The sequence below is a fragment of the Gordonia pseudamarae genome (assembly GCF_025273675.1).
Classification (GTDB): Bacteria; Actinomycetota; Actinomycetes; order Mycobacteriales; family Mycobacteriaceae; genus Gordonia; species Gordonia pseudamarae.
This window is the reverse complement of sequence record NZ_CP045809.1, coordinates 2712808-2732892: the sequence shown is the minus strand read 5'-3', so window position 1 is coordinate 2732892 and position 20085 is coordinate 2712808. Positions and strand designations below refer to the sequence as shown.

General features: G+C 65.2%; 18 protein-coding genes. 8 read left to right on the top strand and 10 right to left on the bottom strand.

Annotation, left to right across the window (positions count from 1 at the left end):
- The first annotated feature begins 6 nt into the window (after positions 1-6).
- Complete coding sequence (locus tag GII31_RS12075; RefSeq protein ID WP_213243360.1) at positions 7-1041, top strand: coiled-coil domain-containing protein; 1035 nt, start codon at positions 7-9, stop codon at positions 1039-1041.
- Positions 1042-1068: 27 nt separating this feature from the next.
- Here the strand turns inward: GII31_RS12075 and GII31_RS12070 are convergent, their stop codons facing one another.
- From GII31_RS12070 to vapB, 3 genes are read right to left on the bottom strand one after another with little or no spacing between them, the layout of a single operon-like run.
- Positions 1069-4404 (bottom strand): DEAD/DEAH box helicase family protein, encoded by a 3336-nt coding sequence (locus tag GII31_RS12070; protein WP_213243358.1) that lies wholly within the window; start codon positions 4402-4404, stop codon positions 1069-1071.
- Positions 4405-4407: 3 nt separating this feature from the next.
- Positions 4408-4827: a PIN domain nuclease gene (locus GII31_RS12065; protein ID WP_213243356.1), complete on the bottom strand. Its 420-nt coding sequence runs from the start codon at positions 4825-4827 to the stop codon at positions 4408-4410.
- A gap of 1 nt (position 4828) precedes the next feature.
- Positions 4829-5056 carry a type II toxin-antitoxin system VapB family antitoxin gene (gene vapB / locus GII31_RS12060; protein WP_213243354.1) on the bottom strand — a complete coding sequence of 76 codons (228 nt, stop codon included), beginning with the start codon at positions 5054-5056 and terminating at the stop codon, positions 4829-4831.
- Between the two features lie 262 nt (positions 5057-5318).
- Between vapB and GII31_RS12055 the strand changes: the two genes are divergently transcribed.
- Both GII31_RS12055 and GII31_RS12050 read left to right on the top strand, forming a co-directional pair.
- Positions 5319-5624 carry a helix-turn-helix domain-containing protein gene (locus tag GII31_RS12055; RefSeq protein ID WP_246221839.1) on the top strand — a complete coding sequence of 102 codons (306 nt, stop codon included), beginning with the start codon at positions 5319-5321 and terminating at the stop codon, positions 5622-5624.
- Positions 5621-6859 carry a type II toxin-antitoxin system HipA family toxin gene (locus tag GII31_RS12050; RefSeq protein ID WP_213243352.1) on the top strand — a complete coding sequence of 413 codons (1239 nt, stop codon included), beginning with the start codon at positions 5621-5623 and terminating at the stop codon, positions 6857-6859. Before GII31_RS12055 ends, GII31_RS12050 begins: the two co-directional genes overlap by 4 nt.
- A gap of 213 nt (positions 6860-7072) precedes the next feature.
- On the opposite strand, the gene GII31_RS12045 is transcribed toward GII31_RS12050, so the two are convergent.
- The 4 genes from GII31_RS12045 to GII31_RS12030 all read right to left on the bottom strand — a co-directional run bounded on the left by GII31_RS12045 (position 7073) and on the right by GII31_RS12030 (position 11447).
- Complete coding sequence (locus GII31_RS12045; RefSeq protein WP_213243350.1) at positions 7073-7999, bottom strand: restriction endonuclease; 927 nt, start codon at positions 7997-7999, stop codon at positions 7073-7075.
- Entirely contained in the window at positions 7996-9147 is a 1152-nt protein-coding gene (locus GII31_RS12040) for a restriction endonuclease subunit S (protein WP_213243348.1), read from the bottom strand. The genes GII31_RS12045 and GII31_RS12040 overlap by 4 nt, the downstream gene beginning before the upstream one ends.
- Entirely contained in the window at positions 9144-10598 is a 1455-nt protein-coding gene (locus GII31_RS12035) for a type I restriction-modification system subunit M (protein ID WP_213243346.1), read from the bottom strand. The genes GII31_RS12040 and GII31_RS12035 overlap by 4 nt, the downstream gene beginning before the upstream one ends.
- Positions 10599-10688: 90 nt before the next feature.
- Positions 10689-11447 (bottom strand): PIG-L family deacetylase, encoded by a 759-nt coding sequence (locus GII31_RS12030; RefSeq protein ID WP_407649810.1) that lies wholly within the window; start codon positions 11445-11447, stop codon positions 10689-10691.
- Positions 11448-11629: 182 nt separating this feature from the next.
- Between GII31_RS12030 and htpG the strand changes: the two genes are divergently transcribed.
- A complete protein-coding gene (gene htpG, locus GII31_RS12025; protein ID WP_213243344.1) occupies positions 11630-13585 on the top strand; it encodes a molecular chaperone HtpG in 1956 nt (651 codons plus the stop codon).
- 132 nt (positions 13586-13717) lie between these two features.
- On the opposite strand, the gene GII31_RS12020 is transcribed toward htpG, so the two are convergent.
- Complete coding sequence (locus GII31_RS12020; protein WP_213243342.1) at positions 13718-14134, bottom strand: hypothetical protein; 417 nt, start codon at positions 14132-14134, stop codon at positions 13718-13720.
- A gap of 105 nt (positions 14135-14239) precedes the next feature.
- Here GII31_RS12020 and GII31_RS12015 point away from each other — a divergent pair, with 105 nt between their 5' ends.
- The gene (locus tag GII31_RS12015) at positions 14240-14707 is read left to right on the top strand and encodes a nitroreductase family deazaflavin-dependent oxidoreductase (RefSeq protein ID WP_213243340.1); all 468 of its coding nucleotides are present in this window, start codon (positions 14240-14242) and stop codon (positions 14705-14707) included.
- Between the two features lie 4 nt (positions 14708-14711).
- Here the strand turns inward: GII31_RS12015 and GII31_RS12010 are convergent, their stop codons facing one another.
- Positions 14712-15539, bottom strand: coding sequence for a crotonase/enoyl-CoA hydratase family protein (locus GII31_RS12010; RefSeq protein WP_213243338.1), 828 nt, complete (start codon positions 15537-15539; stop codon positions 14712-14714).
- Positions 15540-15610: 71 nt separating this feature from the next.
- Here GII31_RS12010 and GII31_RS12005 point away from each other — a divergent pair, with 71 nt between their 5' ends.
- Positions 15611-16297, top strand: a complete 687-nt coding sequence (locus GII31_RS12005; protein WP_213243337.1) for a PaaI family thioesterase — start codon at positions 15611-15613, stop codon at positions 16295-16297.
- A gap of 30 nt (positions 16298-16327) precedes the next feature.
- On the opposite strand, the gene GII31_RS12000 is transcribed toward GII31_RS12005, so the two are convergent.
- The gene (locus GII31_RS12000) at positions 16328-17428 is read right to left on the bottom strand and encodes an NAD(P)H-dependent amine dehydrogenase family protein (protein WP_213243335.1); all 1101 of its coding nucleotides are present in this window, start codon (positions 17426-17428) and stop codon (positions 16328-16330) included.
- 160 nt (positions 17429-17588) lie between these two features.
- On the opposite strand from GII31_RS12000, the gene GII31_RS11995 reads away from it, so the two are divergent.
- Positions 17589-18323 carry a glucose 1-dehydrogenase gene (locus GII31_RS11995; RefSeq protein ID WP_213243333.1) on the top strand — a complete coding sequence of 245 codons (735 nt, stop codon included), beginning with the start codon at positions 17589-17591 and terminating at the stop codon, positions 18321-18323.
- A gap of 132 nt (positions 18324-18455) precedes the next feature.
- The gene (locus GII31_RS11990) at positions 18456-20084 is read left to right on the top strand and encodes an AMP-binding protein (RefSeq protein WP_213243332.1); all 1629 of its coding nucleotides are present in this window, start codon (positions 18456-18458) and stop codon (positions 20082-20084) included.
- The last annotated feature ends 1 nt before the right edge of the window (position 20085 follow it).

Genomic DNA, 20085 nt, shown 5'->3' with positions numbered 1-20085 from the left:
ACGACGGTGGCGACCACGCTCACGCCGGATCAGGCGAACATCCTTGAGCAGACCTGGGCCGATACCATCGCGGCCGACGCGAAGGTCGTCAACAAGGCGTTCTATGACAAAGTCCGAGGTCACAGCGGTCTGGGGGACTACAATCTCGTCGCCTCGTGGCTGCGCGACAAGCGCCGGGCGGTGCAGCAGGCCGAACGCGGCGACATCGCGCTACCAGCCGACATCGTGGACGATCTGCAACCGGTATGGCAGAAGGCCGTGGTCACCGCGATGGCTGAGCTGGAGGTACGTCACGCCGCCGAACTGAACCGCCTCGCCACGGAGGCCGGCGACGCTGTCGCGGCCCAGACCAGGGCCGAGACCAGGCAAGCCGAGGCCGAAACATCGTTGGCGAAGGCCCAGGCGGAGTTGGCGGCGATAAAAGACACTGTGACGGATCTCCGCAATGCCGCACAGGGACATCAGGCGGCCATGGACGCCCAGCAGAAGGCGCAGGACACCGCTGCGCGGGTCGCGCAGGTAGCCACCGCCGACAGGGCCGAGGCTCTGGCCATGGCCGATGCCGCTCGCGCCGAGCTGGCCAAGGCAGAAAAGACGCTGGCCTCCGTCACGTTCGAGACCGAGGTGCTCCGCGAACAACTGGCAACGGCACGGGACGCCGTCGCGGACTCCGACAAGCGCACGGCACTGGCCGAGCAGCGGGCAGCGGCCATCGAGACCGACCTCACCGCGCGGGCCACCGAGCTACGCGATGAGATCGACAAGCTCACCGGTGCACTGGCATCCGCTCGCGACGCCGCCGTCCAGAGCGACAAGCGCGCAGCGCTCGCCGAGCAGCGGGCTGCCGCTGTCGAGGCCGACCTGACCGGCCAGGTTGCCACGCTGCGCGATGAGATCGAGAAACTCACGGCCGCCAGCCGCGACGCCCAGGGTCGGCTCACCGGTACGACACTGGAATTGGCCGCAGCACGAACTGAAGCCGCCACCTTGCGTCTGCTGCTGGATCGGATCGAGCCGGCGAACCCCACCGATCAGAAATAGGCCGCCGGCCGTGATCCGTGCGGCGCACTACGCCACGTGTTGGGGCATCGCCGAGGCGGTGATTCGGCGCAGGGTGTCAGCGATGGTGAACAGGTCGTCGTCGTCGAACGGCGTGCCGTGATCGGTGTACGGCGATTCGAACAGCCGGTCGGGTTCCATGACACCGTTGCGGGTCAGTTCGTCGACGATGTGGTTGACGAACCGCACCTGCTCGACGGTGAACGTGGTGCCGCCCAGATAATGCTGGAACGCTTCGGTGGCGGCGGCGCGGTCGAGTCCGACGAGGCCGCGCACGAACACTCCCAGCCCACCGGTCTGCTGCCCGGCAAACACGATGTCGCCTCGCTGCCCGCCGGCGGCGAGCAGCATCTGCTCGAGTTCGGTGATGTCGTCGGCGGTGAGCTGCCGGTTGCGGCGCAGCCGTTGCAGGGCAAGGTTGTCGAGGTGCTCACGCAGGTACGCTTCGGCTTTCGACCGGAACCGGTCGAAGTTGGTGCCGGGGGTGATACCGGGCAGATGTACCTCGACGCCGTCGCCGATGGTGTCCTCGAAGTCGGTATACACCGGGTTGCGGGAGGTCTTCTCGATGAACCGGACCAGTCCGCGGAGCTTTCTGCGGGCTTCTTCGAGCATCGGGAGGGTGACGTCGATCCACCATTCGTCACCGGCCACCGACTCCAGCAGCTCCGCCTGCGCGGCGACCGACGGTATCGCGGTCTTGCCGAGCAGGCTGGCCGCCACATCCTGGATGCGGACCCGAAGCTGTTCGGCGGCAAGCATATCGGCGTTGAGTTGGGCGAGTTGGCGGCGCAACACCACCAGGTCGAATCGTTTGGCGTCTTCGTCGTCGTCGCGCACCGACGACGGCAACCCCGCCAGGGGGAGCGCCGCGTCGGCGTCGTCGGGGGTGAGCGCGGCCCATGCGTCGGCCTGGGCGAACCGTTCGACGGTCTTGCGGTGTTTGCGCACCACGACATTGTCGAGGTTCATGCCGGCGACGATCTCGTGCAGCCCGTTGACGGTGGCCGCCCTGAGGTCGGGTTCGGCGTCGCCGAGCGCTGTCACCAGATTCAGTCGGGTCTCAAATAGTCTCTGTGCCAACGACTTCTGAATACTGCCTTCGGATCCGGGTAGGTCTTGGCCGAAGTACTCGAGGTTGCCGCAGAAGTCGAACACCACGAAGTCCTGCTTGTCCTCGCCCGGACCGAACACCTCGGGGCACAGCCGGGTACCGCGGCCGATCATCTGCCAGAACTTCGACTTGGATCGCACCTGCTTGAAGAACACCAGGTTGAGCACTTCGGGTACGTCGATGCCGGTGTCGAGCATGTCGACGCTGATCGCGATATGCGGTGCCTTGTCCTTGACGGAGAAGTCGTCGATGAGCGATTGCGCGTACGGGGTGCCGTGGGTGATGACGCGGGCGAACTGCCCGGCATACTCGGGATAGGCCAGATTGAAACGCTTTTCGATGAACTCGGCATGTTTCTGGCTTTTCGCGAAGATGATGGTTTTACCGAGTCGGTCCCCGCCGGCGACCTTGTAGCCCTGCGTCATCAGCGTCGACAGCACCTTGTCGACGGTGTCCTCGTTGAACAGGAACCGGTTGAGTTCTTCGGCGCCCACCTCGTCGGGTGGTCCGTCCTCGCCCCAGTCGAGCCCGTCCCATTGGTCTTTTTCCTCCTCGGACAGGTCGTCGTAGCGGATACCCGACCGCAAGAACTGGGTGCTCACGCTGATTCCTTTCGGCGGAACCAGGTATCCGGCGTCGACGGCCTCGTCGAGACTGTAAGCGTCGGTGGGCACACCGTCCTCGAGATGGAACAGCCGGTAGGTGTTGTGGTCCACCTCGTCCTTGGGGGTGGCGGTCAGCCCCACCAGCAATGAGTCGAAGTAGTCGAAGATCACGCCGTACTTGGCGTACACCGACCGGTGTGCCTCATCGATCACGATGAGATCGAAATAGCCGGGGCCGAAACGTCGTTGGCCGTTGACCGTGTCGTCGATGAGGTTCATCATCGTCGGATAGGTGGATACGAAGACGCGGCCGTCGGTGACCTTCTCGGTGACCAGGTTGACGGTGGTGGACCCGGGCAGATGCGCCGTGAAGGCGCTCGCGGCCTGGTTGACCAGTGCGGTGCGGTCGGCCAGGAACAGAACCCGCTTGACCCAGTTGGCCTTCTGCAACAGGTCGACGAGCGCGATGACGGTGCGGGTCTTACCCGCGCCGGTGGCCATCACCAGCAGGGCCTCACGCTGTTTGCGGTCGAACACATCACCGACCGCTTTGATGGCGCGCACCTGGTAGGGACGCCCGGCGATGTCGGTGTTGGCGGGGGCGGTAGTCAGCGGCAGCCGGGTGCGGCGGCGCTGGATGAGCAGTTCGAGTTCATCGGCGGTGTAGAAGCCGTCGATCTCGCGGGGCGGGTAGCCGCCCGCGTCGTCCCAGATGCGGTGTTCGTATCCGTTGGTGTAGAAGATCACCGGCCGCCGGCCGAACCGTTCTTCGAGGCAGTCGGCGTACAGCGCGGCTTGCTGCTGCCCGACCTCCGGGGATTTGGAGGTGCGCTTGGCTTCCACCACGGCCAGCGGGCGGCCGTCGGCACCCCACAGCACATAGTCGACGACGCCTTTCCCGGTGGCATTCGGCATGCCGGTGACCTCGTACTCGCGGTCCCGTTCCTGATCGAGTGGCCAGCCCGCCTCGTGCAGCAGCAGGTCGATGAACACATCGCGGGTATCGGATTCGGAGTAGTCGCGGTCATCGGGTGCGACGGTGGCCTGCGCGGCGGCGATCTGCGCTTGCAATGCCGCGATCTCGGCGTCACGCGCGGCGAGCAGTTCGGTCTTTTCGGCGAGCGCCTTGGCCCGCGCTTCGTCCTGCGACCTGAACCTGGCCGCGATCTGCGCGAACTGCTCCCGCGACAACGGTGCGGCCCGTGCGGCGAGTTTCGGGTCGAACTGTGCGTGCAGCGGCACCGCCGTCGGGTGCGGGGAGTGGTGGTAGGACGCCCACACCACGACGTTGAACATTTCTCGCAGCACGGCCAGCGACACATCGGGACGGATCTGCCGATTCTCGTGCACCGCGGTGTTCGCGATCTTGCGGATCCGCGTCATCTTGTCCGTAATACCGTGCGGTACCCGCGTTCTGAATGAGGCGTCGCCGATCTTTGCCGCGAGGTCGTCCCGGTACGGGATCCGCAGCGACAGCACATCGTAGAGATAGCCGACGACCTCCTCGACCACGCGTCGCGAGTAGAAGCAGGCCGACCGCGGATCGGAGTGCAGGTACGATTCGGCGCGCGCGCAATCCTCATGGACCGACGGCAATGTCTGGCGGACGAACGCGAAGTTGCTCACGGGTCAGAAATCCCCTGTCAGTCGTTCCATCGGTTGGCCGGTGATGTCGGCGATCAGCTCGAAATCCTTGTCGGCGTGCAGCACCGTCAGATCCGACAGCTCGGCAATCGCGGCGATGAGCAGGTCGGGCACTTTGGCCGCGCGGTGGTGTCCGCGCCGGGCAAGGAGCCCTTGCACTTCGAGTGCTCTGCTGTCCACGCGTTCGGAGAACAGTGCGGTAGGCATTTCGGAGACGGGCGGGTGCTTCTGGAAGCGCTCCCATTCATCACCGCTACGGACTGAGTACCCGATCTCCAGGAGTGTGGGTGTTGCGACATATACAAGCCCGCGCTGGATGCGGTCGACCCACGTCAGTTCATCGGGGGATAGTCGCAGTCGCGCGTAGGCCGATTTGTCGATCAGCCACCTCCCGGAGTCGCCCATGTCAGTGTCCCCACGCCTGCCGCATGAGATCCTCGTCCAGGGCTCCCCGCGCGAGATCGACGGATCGGCGAACATCGTCGACGGTCACCTGGCTCCGGGCATGACGTCTGGCCAGCTCTTTCGTTTCGCGTCGTAGCAGTTCGGTGCGCGAGAGTCCGAGCTCAGCGGCAAGTGCGTCGATATGTCGCAGATCATCGTCATCGACGTTCCGGATCAGAATGTCCGTCATGTGATATCACCTCCGAATGTAACGATATCAGCACGAGGTAGGATCGACCAGGTCTCGATTGATCAGTGCCCCGCGACTGGATTCGGTCTGTCAGGTGGTTCAGCGGGCCTTCGCGTTGATTCGCGCTGAGCGTGCGACTCGATGTCGAGGCCCGGTCGGGATCGGCTGCCAAGGTCGTCACCGTTTGAGATAATGACAGCTATACCAGTCATTATTGATCTGTATGATCGCTATAACGGTCATTATCTTGTAGGGAGGTTCGGTGGTGGTGGCCAAGAAGGTGCCCTTCCCGGTGCGACGGGCGTCGTCGGATATCGGAACCCAACTCGCGCTCTGGCGACGTATGCAGAACCTCACGGCGCAGCAGGTCGCCGAACGTGCTGACATTTCCCGTGACACCCTGCGCCGGCTGGAACGCGGCGACCCCGGCGTGACGATGGCCTCGTTCCTCGGTGTGCTTCGAGCGCTCGGCACGCTCGACCGCGCTGTCGATGCCCTCGACCCGATGCAGACCGACGTCGGCCGCGTCCGCGCCGCCGAGTCGATCCCGAAGCGGGTGAGGCATTGACCGACCTGGACGTCTTCGTCGACGTCGGTGGCGACCCGGTTCGCGCCGGCGTCGCGTACTTCACCCCACGCAGGAGCGGCGTCGCCACTACGTTCACCTACGACCCGACCTATTTAGCCGACGCCACTGCTGCGGACCTCGAACCGGGTTTGCCCAGGGTAGGTGGTCAGCAGTACGTCGACGGCCTACCTGGCGCATTTGCAGATTCGTCTCCAGACCGCTGGGGACGCAACCTGATCGACAAACGCCGTCGTGCGGCGCAGCGTGAAACACCGCAACGACTGCCCGCCGCGACGGCGATCGACTATCTGGTCGGTGTCAGCGACATCACCCGTCAGGGCGGCCTGCGTTTCACCGGGCGTGACGATCCGGACGGTTTCCTTGCACCCGGGCATGACGTGCCCAAACTCGTCTCCTTGCCTGCCCTGCTGGATGCCGCAGACCACGTCGTTCGGTCCGGCGCGCATACCGCAGGCGACCTCGACGCGGTAAAGAGCCTGCTCGATGCAGGGTCGGGGTCCCTCGGCGGTGCCCGGCCCAAAGCTTCGGTGCGCGCCGACGACGGCCGCCTGCTGATCGCCAAGTTCCCGCACCAAGGCGACGAATGGGACGTTATGGCATGGGAGAAGACCGCTCTCGATCTCGCCGAGGCCGCCGGGATCACCGTTCCTCCGCGGAGGCTGACCAAGGTCGGTCCACGCAGCGTGCTGCTTCTGGAACGGTTCGATCGGTCCGGATCGACGCGGATCGGCTATATCTCGGCGATGACTCTCCTCGGAGCCCGCGACGGCGACGAACGCGACTACGCCGACATTGCCGAGGCGCTGCCCGCCTACGGGGCGTCGGTGCGACGCGACCTCGCCGAACTGTTCCGGCGCGTCGTCTTCAATGTCGCGATCCACAACACTGACGACCACCTGCGCAATCACGGCTTCTTGCGCGCCAAGGGCGGGTGGTCGCTGAGTCCTGTGTTTGACGTCAACCCCGAACCGGACCTCGGAAAGCGCCGGGTGACCGGCATAGTCGGCAGCGTCGACGACGAGCCGGCGGCGCTTGCGGCGTTTGCCGACGAGTGCCGACTGACCCCGGAGCAGGCCCGGGCGCAGGTGCGGGAGGTTGTCGCCGCCGTGGCGGCGTGGCGAGAAGTGTCGGCGCGCAACGGGATCGGTCCGGGCGAGGCCGGCCTCTTCGCGGAAGTTGTCGATCACGGCCTCGCGCGTCTCGAAGGAGCATGACTGTCCTCGAGATCGACCCGCCCCGATGATGCTCGGTGCCGTATCACCACCTGCGCCGACATTGTTCACCTCAAACGCTGGTTCCATCGTGCTCTCACTGCGACCACTCTTGCCGAGGTCTTCGACCAGGGGAGTAGCGCGGTGTGATGTCAGATCTGCTTGGCGCGGGAACGGCTACGATTCGGCGAGGCGGAGGGGCCGGGGTGCGGGTGGCTATTCGAAGAAGTCTTCGTCGATCTCGATGATCTCCAGACGTTGCTTGACTTGAACACCGACGCCGTAGCGGATCATCAGCTTCGCGAGACGTTTTCCGTCGATCAGGATGACGCGGGTGCCGATCGAGTCGGCGTAGTCGACGGCCGATCGTGAGAACCGGCTGGTGGTGATGAAGACACCTTGGTTCGCCTGATTGCCGGCCAACGCACCCACGAACGCCTGAATGGCTTCACGGCCGACGGCGTTATCGGCGCTGTAGCGTTTGGCCTGCACATAGATCCGCGACAGGCCAAGGGCGTCCTGGTCGATGATTCCGTCGATACCACCGTCATTGGACAACGCGGTGCGGGTCGCAGTGCCTTCGGCGCCGCCATACCCCATCGCCATCAACAGATCGAGGACCGCCTGCTCGAAGAACACAGGTTCGTTGGCCAGAATCCGCTGCAGCAACTGATCGGAGACATCATCGACGATCTGAGCCATACCCTGGGCGATCATCTCCACCGGATCGAGATTCGGCGCGTCGTCGGGCGCTGTGTCGGAATCTACGGGTATCAGCGCCGGCGAATTCGTGGTGCGCCGCGGACGACCGAATCCGTCGTACTCGGATAGCGATCGCAGGTCCCTCTCGGTGATCTCTTGCGGGTGGCGGGACAGTAGCGCCCGACCGGCGTCGGTGATTCGGTACTGGCCACGCGAGGGTCGCTCGACAGCGTTCGCCCGCGCGAGATAGGACAATGCCCACAGACCACGATTGTGGAATTGCTGTTTCCCGGACGGGATCACAACCTCGCGCTGCTCAGGCGTCAGGCTGAGCTCGTCGGCAGCCTGCTCGACAATCTGCCGGGCACGGTGCACCTCGCCGTCCGACAGCACACGCAACGACGGAGCCATGTACTGATCCCAGGTGGGTGCTGTGGTCATAGTTCTCCTCGGAAAGCTCGGGATTGAAGGGACGCGAAGAGTTCGTCGTCGGCGGAGAGTAGGTGCTGTACCGCTAGCCGCTGAGACTCAATAGCAGCGCTCAGTGTCAGGAATTGGAGTTGCTGCGACATGGAGGGTATTGGAACTGGAGCCGCCCGGAGCTGAGTCATGTTGATGGAGGCGATCCCAGTGGTCTGTTTTGCGCTGCGCAGGAAATACGACTTCAATTCAGGGCTAGCGAGACTTGCGGCGAGGTAATCGGGGAGTACCAATCGCACGTCTGGTCGTACTCGAAATATATGGTTCTGATGTAGGCAGAGCGGTAGCTGACTTCGCCAGACTGTTCCTCGGCCAAGCTTATCCGGATCGCCGCCTTCCGTGAGCACAAGGTCACCGTCCTGTAAGGCGTAGCGCTGTATCTCCGCAACTGTCGCTGGAATCTCTTTTACAGCATCCATTTTCAGGTGACCTGCCTGGACGTTGGCCACTGCGAGATATGGAGTCAGATTGGTTGCCTCGCTCGTCTTACGTCCCTTCGTGATTCCCGATGAGACAATAGCGACATCCTCCAAACGGACGGTTTGGCGAGAACTCCCACCAAACATGTCGTGGAATATGGACTGGATGAGGGAGTCGAGGTGGGTGAGGACTTGGCGGCGTTTGGTGCGGAGGGAGTCGGCGTGGTCGAGGATTGCGGCGATGCGGCGTTGTTCGGGGAGGGGAGGGAGAGGGATGCGAATACTGGCGAGTGTTCGCTTGTTCAGCACGGCTCCCATTGCTGCGCGGTTGGATCCGTCGGCGAGATTCATTGCTTGTAGCGCACGCATTAGGTATCGCGAATCGAGCTTATTTGGATCTTTGATCGGTAGGGCGGCGATCGCCTCATTTGTATATAAGGGGATGCTGGCGATACCAACTTTGCCGATGCTGAGCTTGAAGGATAGGAGGACGGTGCCGGGGCGTACAATTTTCCCCGCTCTGGCACCCTCGGCTGTTATCTGTTCCTTTGTGTGAGTTATCGAGAGACCCTGGTTCATGTCAGCGATAGACAGCCAGTGGTGACCGGTGCCCCAAAAGGTGGGTTCGGCACGTGCAGGCGTACGGCCGATGTTTATCTCACAAACTTCCTCGAGTCGTATTGATTTCACGACAGCATCGCTTTCAAGTCGGCGATGCCCTGGGTGATTTCGGCGTCGAGTTTTTCGATGTCGGCGATGATATCGAGGGGTGGGCGGTGTTCGACTTCGTCGTATTCGATTTCTTTGTAGCGGTTCAACGACAAGTCGTAGCCTTGGGCGACGATGTCGGCTTTGGGTACCAGGAACGACTGGTCGGTGGGGGCCCGATCAACCTCGGCGGCCAGGTTCTGCCAGCGGGCGAGCACGTCGGGTAGGTCGTTGGCGTCGACGGGATTGCGTTTGTCGTCGAGGGAGAAGCCGTCGGCCCGGACGTCGTAGAACCAGACGTTGTCGGTGCCGCCGGAGTTGGTTTTGGTGAAGAACAGGATCGCCGTGGAGACACCCGCGTAGGGGCGGAAGACGCCGGAGGGGAGTTTGACGACGGCGTCGAGTTTCTGGTCGTCGACGATGATCTGGCGCAGGGTCTTGTGCGCCTTCGATGATCCGAACAGGACACCGTCGGGGACGATGACCGCCGCCCGGCCGCCCGGCTTGAGAAGCTTGAGGAACAGGGCGAGGAACAGTAGTTCGGTCTTCTTGGTTTTGACCACCCGTTGGAGGTCTTTGCTGGTGGCCTCGTAGTCGAGGGAGCCCGCGAACGGGGGATTGGCCAGGATCAGCGTGTACTTCTCGGCGTCCTCACTGGCGCCCTCGGAGAGGGAGTCGCGGTAGCGGATGTCGGGAGACTCGATGCCGTGCTGCAGCATGTTCATCGACCCGATCCGCAGCATGGTGGAGTCGAAGTCGTAGCCGTGGAACATCGACTTGTGGAAATGGTTGCGCTGCTTGGCATCCAGGAGAGCATCGGAGTGGGTGTCGCGGATGAACTCGCTGGCCGCCACCAGGAACCCGGCCGTGCCGCACGCCGGATCGCAGATCTCGTCCGCAGGGCCGGGGGCGGTCATCTTCACCATCAGGTCGATGATGTGGCGGGGCGTGCGGAACTGGCCGTTCACCCCGGCGGCGGCGATCTTCGACAGCAGGTACTCGTACAGGTCGCCGTTGGTGTCGCGGTCGGCCATCGGAATGTCGTCGAGCATGTCGACAACCTTGGACAGCAGTGCCGGGGTGGGGATGGTGAACCGGGCATCGCGCATGTGCTCGCTGTAGGTGGTGCCATCGCCCATCGACCGCAGCAGCGGGAACACGTGGTTGGCGACGGTGTGGTGCATCACCTCCGGGGAGGTGTTCTTGAACTCGCTCCACCGCAGATGAGCCTCATCCGGGGAGAACACGGGGTTGTCGAGAGGCTTGCCGGTGATCCGGGACTTCTGCTCGGCGAGGATCTGGACGTCGTCGAGGCGGCGGATGAACAGCAGGTAGGTGAGCTGTTCGATCACCTCCAGCGGGTTGGAGATGCCGCCGGACCAGAACGAGTCCCAGATGCGGTCGATCTTGCTTTTGAGCTCACCGGTGATCACAGGAGGTAACTCTAGTGAAGTGGTACGACAGCGCCGCGCCAGGATCGTGGCGCGGGACCCGGACCGATCACCGATCGCCGCGTCGTGCCGTCAGAGCAGGTCAACGCCGCCCGGGACGAGATCGCGGCGGCGATAACACTCGGTGGCCAGCAGCGTGCGGCGGATATCGGTGGGCAGACTCATCAGCGCCTTCATCGCCCGGCTGCGGTCCAGTTCGGTGTGGTGGGCCTGGATCGCGGCCTCCTTACGGTCGACGATCGCGGGCGACTCGATGTCGACGCGTACGTCGATGTCGAGGTCCGGGGTGGCCTGCAGGCGGTCCACCGCCATGTCGTCGAACACGTGCTCCCACAGGATGTCGACCATCCAGGCCGCCGTGGTGACCTCGTAGATCGACTTGATCTGCCACGGATCGCCCAGACGCCGATAGATGTTGGGGACGGCGGCGGCGCGTGCGGCGGCGTCGGCGAGGCGGTGCGCGTGGATGTGGTCCTGATGCCCGTACACGCCGATCGGGTCGTAGGTGACCAGCGCGTCCGGGCGCAGCCGGCGGATGATCTCCACCATCTCGCGGACCTGGGTATCGAGCCGCACGTCGCAGAATCGGGGTGCCCCGGGTGCCGACGCGGGGATCCGGTCGTCGGCGTAGCCGAGCGCGATCGGTGGCCGGGGCAGACCGAGAATCCGGGCGGCCGCCACCACCTCCGAATGACGGCTGGTACCGGGAGCCCACGTGCACACGATCAGATCGGCGTCGCCGCCGGCCGCCACATGCCTGGCGATGGTGCCGCCCGTCCACAGGGACTCGTCATCGGGATGCGCGTGTACGAACAGCAGTCGGTGGCCCACCAAGCCACCATAGAAGGACCGGACCGGGGCCGACAGGGCCTTGAGGATCGTGTCGGTGCGGCCGAGTAGAATTTCGGCGCGATCGCGCGAACGCGAACACGACAAGCAGAGCACCCGGGCCGACGCCCGACACGATGACGCACATCGGGGTGCCACACGATGAGAACAGCGGAGGTAAGTCGGTGAGTGCGCAACCAGAGGTCCATGAGTTCCAGGCGGAATCGCGCCAGTTGCTCGACCTGATGGTCCATTCGATCTACTCCAACAAAGACAGCTTTCTGCGGGAACTGATCTCGAACGCATCCGACGCGCTCGACAAGCTGCGTCTGGAATCGTTGCAGAACAAGGATCTCGACGTCGACGCGAGCGACTTGCACATCCAGCTCGTGCCCAACAGCGACGAGCGTGTCCTGTCGGTGATCGACAACGGTATCGGCATGAACCGCGACGAGGTGATCGGCCTTATCGGTACCCTCGCCCGCTCCGGTACCGCCGAACTGCGCCGCAAACTCGCCGAGGCGAAGGATTCGGCGGCATCCGAAGAGCTGATCGGCCAGTTCGGCATCGGTTTCTATTCCACGTTCATGGTCGCCGACAAGGTCACCCTCGTGACCCGGAAGGCGGGCGAATCGACCGGTACCCGGTGGGAGTCGACCGGCGACGGCACCTACACCATCGCCGACGTCGACGACGCCCCGCAGGGCACCTCGGTGATCTTGACACTCAAGCCCGTCGACACCGACGATCACCTGTACGACTACGCCGACCAGCACAAGCTGCGTGCGCTGGTGAAGAAGTACTCCGACTTCATCTCCTGGCCGATCAGGATGGACGTGGAGAAGACCACCACCGTGCCCGCCGAGGAGGAGGACACCGAACCGGTCACCACCACGACCGTCGAGACCGAAACCCTCAACTCGCGAAAAGCGCTGTGGGCCAAGTCGAAGGACGAGGTGACCGAGGACGAGTACAAGGAGTTCTACCGGCACGTCGCGCACGCCTGGGACGATCCGCTCGAGACCATCACGCTCAAAGCCGAGGGCACCTTCGAATATCAGGCGCTGCTGTTCATCCCGACGCAGGCGCCGTTCGACCTGTTCATGCGGGAACGTACCGCCGGGGTGTCGTTGTACGTCAAACGCGTCTTCATCATGGACGACTGCGACGAACTGATGCCCGAGTACCTGCGTTTCGTCAAGGGTGTGGTGGACGCGGCCGACCTGTCGCTCAACGTCTCCCGCGAGATCCTGCAGCAGGACAGGCAGATCCGGGCGATCCGCCGCCGCCTGACCAAGAAGGTCATCTCCACGGTCTCCGACATCGCGGCCGCCCGGCCCGACGACTACGCCACCTTCTGGCAGAACTTCGGCCGCGTCTTCAAGGAAGGCCTGGTCAACGACCTCGACAACCGCGATGCCATCCTGAAGGCGTCCTCCTTCGAGTCCACCAACTCGGCCGACGGGTACACCACCCTCGCCGACTATGTGGGCCGGATGGTGTCGGGGCAGACGTCGATCTACTACATGACCGGCGAATCGCGTAAGCAGATCGAGAACTCGCCGCATCTGGAGGCGTTCCGCGCCAAGGGTATCGAGGTGTTGCTGCTGAGCGATCCGGTCGACGAGATGTGGTCGTCCTCGGGTGTGGAGTTCGAGGGCAAGAGCTTCGTGTCGATCGCCAAGGGGGCTGTCGACCTCGACGAGCTCGATGACGCCGACACGTCCGAATCCGAGGAGGAGAAGGCCAAGGACGCCGCCGAGTACGGCGACCTGCTGACCTGGCTGGGGCAGTCGCTGAGCGAGGACATTACCGAGGCCCGCATCTCCCACCGGTTGACCGAATCGGCGGCCTGCCTCGTCGGCGACACCTTCTCTATGTCGCCGCAGCTGGAAAAGCTGTACCGCGCATCCGGCCAGGACGTGCCCCGGTCCAAGCGGGCACTGGAGATCAACCCGGACCATCCGCTGGTCAAGGGACTCAACGACGCTTTCGGCAAGTCTTCCGACAAGTCGGAGCTGGAGCCGACCGCCCAGTTGATCTACGGCATGGCGGTGCTCGCCGAGGGCGGCGACCTGGCCGATCCGGCCGGATTCGCCAAACTGCTGGCCGCGACCCTGACCGCCGCGATCACCACCTAGCGTCCGGTCCTCGCCGTCGGCGCGACACCGGCGCACGCGTGCCGGGTCCGTCGGCGGCGAGGGAGGCGGTCATCGAATCGTCGGTCGGCACGACCCCGGCCCCACCTCACCCGGCCGGGTGAGGAGTTCCGGTCACCAGCCGACGGCGACGACGCCGGCGTTGTTGGCGCGATGGGTGGGACGGATATGCACCCCGTGCCGACGCGCGGCCAGGCCCAGCAGGCGCGCCCACTCCCTGTCGGTGTCGGACACCTGGTCGTCGTCGCCGGCCCTGACCAGCAGGAAGGCCACCGAGGTGTCGTCCTCGCAGATCTCGGCGATGGTGCGCATCAGCAGATCGATCCCCGCCGGATCGGGCCTGATCGCGAGGTCGACGGTGTTGTGCGTCGGGATCGTGCGGTTGTCGGCGTCCAGGAAGGTGAACCACAGGGCGGTGCGGCCGACTGTCAGCTCACCCTTTCGGCGTGACCATTCGGCGCACAGGTCCGCGACGGTGGTCAGGGTTCGGGTCGGCGGCAGGGTCTGCGGCGATGCTGTTGGGGTGATCATGTGCCGAATAGTGCACGGTGCGGACGGGATTCGCGATTGTCGCATCCACAGCCCGCGTGGCTGTGGAGGGCGGCGTTGACCGCCGGTGCTGGCACACTGTCGGTCATGGGAGTGCGCAAACGCCTGGCCGTGGCGATCGGGTCGATCGAATGGATGCCCCGCTACCTGCCGCTGATTGTCAAGTGCGACAGCGGTATCCAGAAGGTGACCGGTGACCGGTACAGTCTGCTCGACATCGCCGACCTGCCCAACATCACCCTCGACGTACCCGGCCGCAAGTCCGGCATTGTGCGGCGCACGCGGCTGCTGTGCGCCCCCGACGGCGGCGATCGGTTGATCGCCGGCTCGTACTTCGGTGCCGATGCGATGCCGCAGTGGGTATGGAACGTGCGGGCCGCCGAGACCGTCCGCGTGTCCCACGGCGGCAGGCAATGGGAGTGCGTGCCCACCGAACTCGCGGGGCCGGAACGTGATGCCGCATGGCAGGTGCTCCGCTGCGTGTGGCCGAACTTCACCCTGTACGAGCAGCGCACCGACCGGCAGATCCCGGTGTTCCGGCTCCGCGAACGCTGAGCGGCTACTCGCCGGTGAAGTTCGGCTGACGCTTCTCGAACACGGCGGTGACCGCTTCGGAGAGGTCATTGGAGGGCAGGAACGCGGCGTTCCAGGCGGCCACGTACCGCAGGCTGTCGTCGACGGCGGCCCGACGCGACCGATCGAGGACCTGCTTGATGCCGTGCACCACCAGCGGTGGGTTGGCCGCGATCTCCGCGGCGGCGGCCCGTGCGGCGGCCAGGGTCGCGTCGGCGTCGTCGTACACGTCGTTGACCAGGCCGATACGTTCGGCTCGGGCGGCATCGATGTCGCGGCCGGTCAGGGCCAGTTCACGGAAATGGCCGTCGCCGATGATCGCGGGCAGCCGGGCGAGTGTGCCCATGTCGGCGACCATCGCCACCTTCACCTCGCGGACGCTGAACTTGGCGTCGGCGGCGGCGTAGCGGAAGTCGGCGGCGGTGATCAGATCGACGCCACCGCCGATGCACCAGCCCCAGACGGCGGCGACAACCGGTTTGCGGCAGTCGGCGACCGCGTTCACACCCGATTGCATGCGCAGGATCAGGTCGTGGAAGCGGGTGCGCACGGCGGCCTTGGCGTCGGGTGCCAGAACCGGGCCCAGATCACCGGCCATCCCGGGCAGGTCGAGACCGTAGGTGAAGTTCTTGCCCGCACCGGCGAGTACCACCGCGCGCACCGACTCGTCACGGTCGAGTTCGGCGAACACCAGAGGCAGTTCGTTCCAGAAGTCGGGGCCCATCACGTTGCCCTTACCCGGACCGATCAAGGTGACCTCGGCGACGCCATCGGCGATGGTGACGGTGAACGCGTTCCACTGATGTTCGCTCATGAATCCAGACATTACTCCCCGGTAGGAGACTGGGGCAGCGGGGTGCGCGGATTGGCTGATACAACGAGAAGATGAGCACCGAAGAGCGGGACAGGCAGCAGCGCGGCGTCTACGCCGAGGAGGACATCCCGGCCGGAGAACTCGCCCGGATGGCGGAGGTGGCCCGCGAACTGGCCGACGACGTGCGCGCACTCGTGCAGGCCACCGTGCTCACCGACGTCGCCGACGACCGCATCGCGCGCGCCCGCGAACTGATCGGCCAGGCCACCGAGATCCTCGGCGAGGAGCACCACGAACGGTCGTTCGGAACCCGATTCAACTCCGACGGCACCCATCGGTCCTGGGGGAACGCGCTCACGGGTATCCGCAACCCGATCGCACCGCCACTGCGGTTCGAGTGCTTCCCGGACAAGGTGACCGTCGACGTGGACCTCGGCGGCGCGTACGAGGGCCCGGCCGGTCTGGTGCACGGCGGCATCATCGCCGCCGTTTTCGACCAGGCACTCGGGCACGCCACCGAGAGCGCGAAGGTACCGGGAATGACCGGCACCCTGTCGATCCGCTACAGGCAGGGCACCAGGCTCGGCAAGATCCACGTGGAGGCCTGGGTGGACCGCGTCGAAGGCGTGAAGGCCTTCGCCAAAGGTGAACTGTCAACCGACGACGGGCTGTGCGCCGAGGCCGAGGGCGTGTTCATCATGCCGAAATGGGCGCGCGGAGAGATACAGGAGAAGGTCCTGGGCCGAGTCGGGGACTGATCGGCACCGGTCGCCAGGTGTACGAGCCGGCTAGATGGTGGCCGCCGCCCGTGGTGCGGGGTCCGCCACGGTCAGCCCGGGCCCGGTGATCAGTGGCAGGTCGAGCGTGGTGAGCAGGCCGGGTGCGGCGTCGACGACCGCGGGGATGGCGTTGACGACGCGGCCGACACCGGCGACGATCGCCGCGTGGTTGTGATCGCCCACGCTGCTGGTGGGGCAGATGTCGACCCGGTAGGACGGTTCGCCCACGATCTCGACCCGATACGATCCGCCGTCCTGCGCCGGCCGCGCCCAGTCCGGCCGCAGATCGTCGCGCAGGCGGGTGATGTGCTCGATCACGATCGCCGGCTGCCCGTCCACCAGGCCGATGATCTCGAACCGGACGGCGGCGCGGGTGCCCTTCTCGATGGTCCCCGCGGCGATATCGAAGGTCTCCGGGGCGGGCTCGCTCTCGTGATGCTCACGCACCTCGTCGATGGAGATGCCGAAACCGGCGGCCAGGATCGCCAGTGTGGTGCCCCAGGCCATGCCGAGGATGCCGGGCAGGAACAGCATCGGGGTCTGGTCCATCGGCGCGCCGAAGCCCATCACGTCGAACATCACGGTGGAGCCGTCGTAGGTGGCGTAGTCGGCGATCTCCATGCACCGCACCTGCCGCACGTTCTGGCAGGTGCCGGCGAACGCGAACGGGATCAGGTCGTTGGCGAAGCCCGGGTCGACGCCGGAGATGAAGATCGACGCCGCGCCCTCGCGCGCGGATCCCTCGATCTTGTCGATCGCCGTGGCCGGCATCACACCCCACGGGTACTGCAGGCCGCCCGGTGCGGTGCCGACGACGTTGATCCCGGCGTCGAGGAACAGGCGGCAGTCGTTGAATGCCTCGATGGGGCGGGTGTCGCCCATCGCGGTGTAGACGACGCAGTCGGGCCGGGCGGCGACGACGTGCTCGAGTCCGGTGGCGGCGGTGATGCCGGTGCCGTCGCGGCCGGCCAGCTCACCCGCGTCCTTGCCGACCTTCTCCGGGGTGGACACGCTCACCGCGACCAACTCGAATCTGGGGTCGTCGATGAGCTGACGCAGGGCGAGCGTGCCCGCGTTTCCGGTGCCGACGAGCGCGACGCGAATGGCCATGGTGTGTCTTGCCTCCTGTTGGTGTGTGTGCAGGTCCGGGGCATTCGCGCAGGTAAATGAACATATGTCCGGACTGGTGTCCATATCAGTACAGCACGCCGCCGTGAAGTTCGCTAGAACTTGTTCTAATTCTGGTGGTGAGGCGGTACTGTTGCTCGCCATGGGACGAGTAGACAACAAAGTTGCGATCATCACCGGCGGTGCGCGAGGGATGGGAGCGGCGCACGCACGCGCACTCGTCGCCGAAGGCGGCACAGTGGTGATCGGGGACATCCTCGACGATGAGGGCAAGGCGCTCGCCGACGAGATCGGCGCCTCGGCGAGGTATGTGCACCTCGACGTGACCTCGGTGGAGGACTGGGAAGCCGCCGTGGCCACCGCCATCGACGAGTTCGGCACCGTCAACGTGTTGGTGAACAACGCGGGCATCGTCAACGGCGCCGCCATTCAGAACTTCAAGGTGGAGAAATGGCGGCAGATCATCGACGTCAATCTCACCGGAACCTTTCTCGGCATCCGTAGCGTCGCGCAGCCGATGATCGACGCCGGTGGCGGCTCCATCATCAACGTCTCGTCGGTGGAGGGGCTGCGCGGCAGCCCGTGGGCGCACGGCTACGTGGCCTCCAAATGGGGTGTGCGCGGCCTGGCCAAGTCGGCGGCCCTCGAACTCGCGCCGCACAACGTGCGCGTCAACTCCATCCACCCCGGCCTGATCAAGACGCCGATGACCGAAGGGATTCCGGAGGGGATGGTCAAGGTGCCGATGGGGCGCTCGGCCGAAGCCGACGAGGTTTCCACGTTCGTGGTGTTCCTGGCCAGTGACGAGTCCTCGTACGCCACCGGCTCCGAGTTCGTGATGGACGGGGGGCTCTCGGCGGACGTGCCACACGCCTGACGTGAGCGCGGTCGCCGCCCCATTGGAACAAAATTCGAAAAATGTTCCCAACGCCCCGAATTGTCGCTAGGCTGTCTCCCGACAAGGTGCCTCGCGGTCACGGACCGGGCGGTCGAGAAATGGGGAGTGTGCATGGTTTCGTTGGGCGATCTTCGTGAATCGGTGAGCGATGTCGTCGGCCTGGTGCGGGTACTCCGCGACCACGGGCTCGTCGAACTGAGCAGGCCGCAGCACGTGGTGCTGGCGGCCAAACGCGGTGAGCGGCTCGGGCCGATCGCCGCGCTCACCGTCAACGGCGGCGAGAAGTTCGCCGACGACCCGTGCGTCACCGACGAACACGGCACCATCACCTACGGCGATCTCGACCGGCAATCGAATGCCCTGGCAAACACCTTGCTGGGCATGGGCCTCGCGCGTGGCTCGGTGATCGCGGTGATCGCCCGTGACCACCGTGGTCTGCTCATCACCATGGCGGCGGCCGGCAAGGCCGGGTTGCGGCTGGTGATGATGAACACCGGCTTCGGCATCACCCAGTTCGCCGAGGTCGCCGAGCGTGAAAAGGTCGGCGCCATCCTGTACGACGAGGAGTTCGGCGAACTGGCCGCCGCGCTGCCCACGCATCTGCCGCGCATCCTCACCTGGCTGGACGGTCAGGCGCCGCAGGGGATCCCCACCCTGGATGAGATCGCGGAGACCGGCGACCCCACCGCACCGGCCGAGCCGGATTCGGCGGCTGGGATGGTGATCCTCACCAGCGGCACCACCGGCCTGCCCAAAGGGGCCCGCCGCGGGGCGATGTCGCCGTTCGCCAGCGTGCTCCTGCTCGATCGGATCCCGTTCCCGCGCAAGGGAACCTCGATGATCGCCTCCCCGCTGTTCCACGCCACCGGATTTGCCACGTGCGGGGTCAACCTGGCACTCGGCAACCGGATCGTGCTGCGCCGCCGATTCGACGCCGAGCAGACTGTCGCCGCGCTGTCGGCGGAACGGGTCGAGATGCTGGTGGCGGTGCCGACGATGCTTCACCGCATGGTGGCGCTCGGTCCCGACGTGCTCGGAAAGTACGACCTGTCGGCACTCAAGGTGATCGTCATCGCCGGGTCCGCGCTGTCGCCCGCGCTGTCGGAGGCCATCCAGGACACCTTCGGGGACGTGCTGTACAACCTGTACGGCTCCACCGAGGTCGCGATCGCGTCCATCGCTCAGCCGGCAGAGTTGCGCGCGGCACCCGGAACCGTCGGCCGTGCACCGATCTCCAGTCGACTTCGGCTCTATGACGCCGACGACAAGCGGATCACGGCGACCAACGTGCGGGGACGGTTGTTCGTCAAGAACGGCGTTCCGTTCGAGGGCTACACCGACGGCCGTAACAAAGCGATCATCGACGGCTACATGTCGACCGGCGACATGGGGCGCTTCGACACCGACGGGCTGCTGTTCATCGAGGGCCGCGACGACGACATGATCGTCTCCGGCGGCGAGAACGTGTACCCACTCGAAGTGGAGAACCTGCTCGCCGAACACCCGGCGGTCGACGACGTCGCCGTCATCGGGGTACCCGACGACGAGTTCGGAACCCGACTACGCGCCTTCGTCGTTCGTGCCGATCACGCAGAACCCACCCCCGAGGACATCAAGGCGCACGTCAAGACGCACCTGGCCCGCTACAAGGTTCCCCGCGACGTGGTGTTCGTCGACGATCTGCCACGCAACCCCACGGGCAAACTGGTGCGCCGACAGCTGCCCACCGGGCCACTGTAGA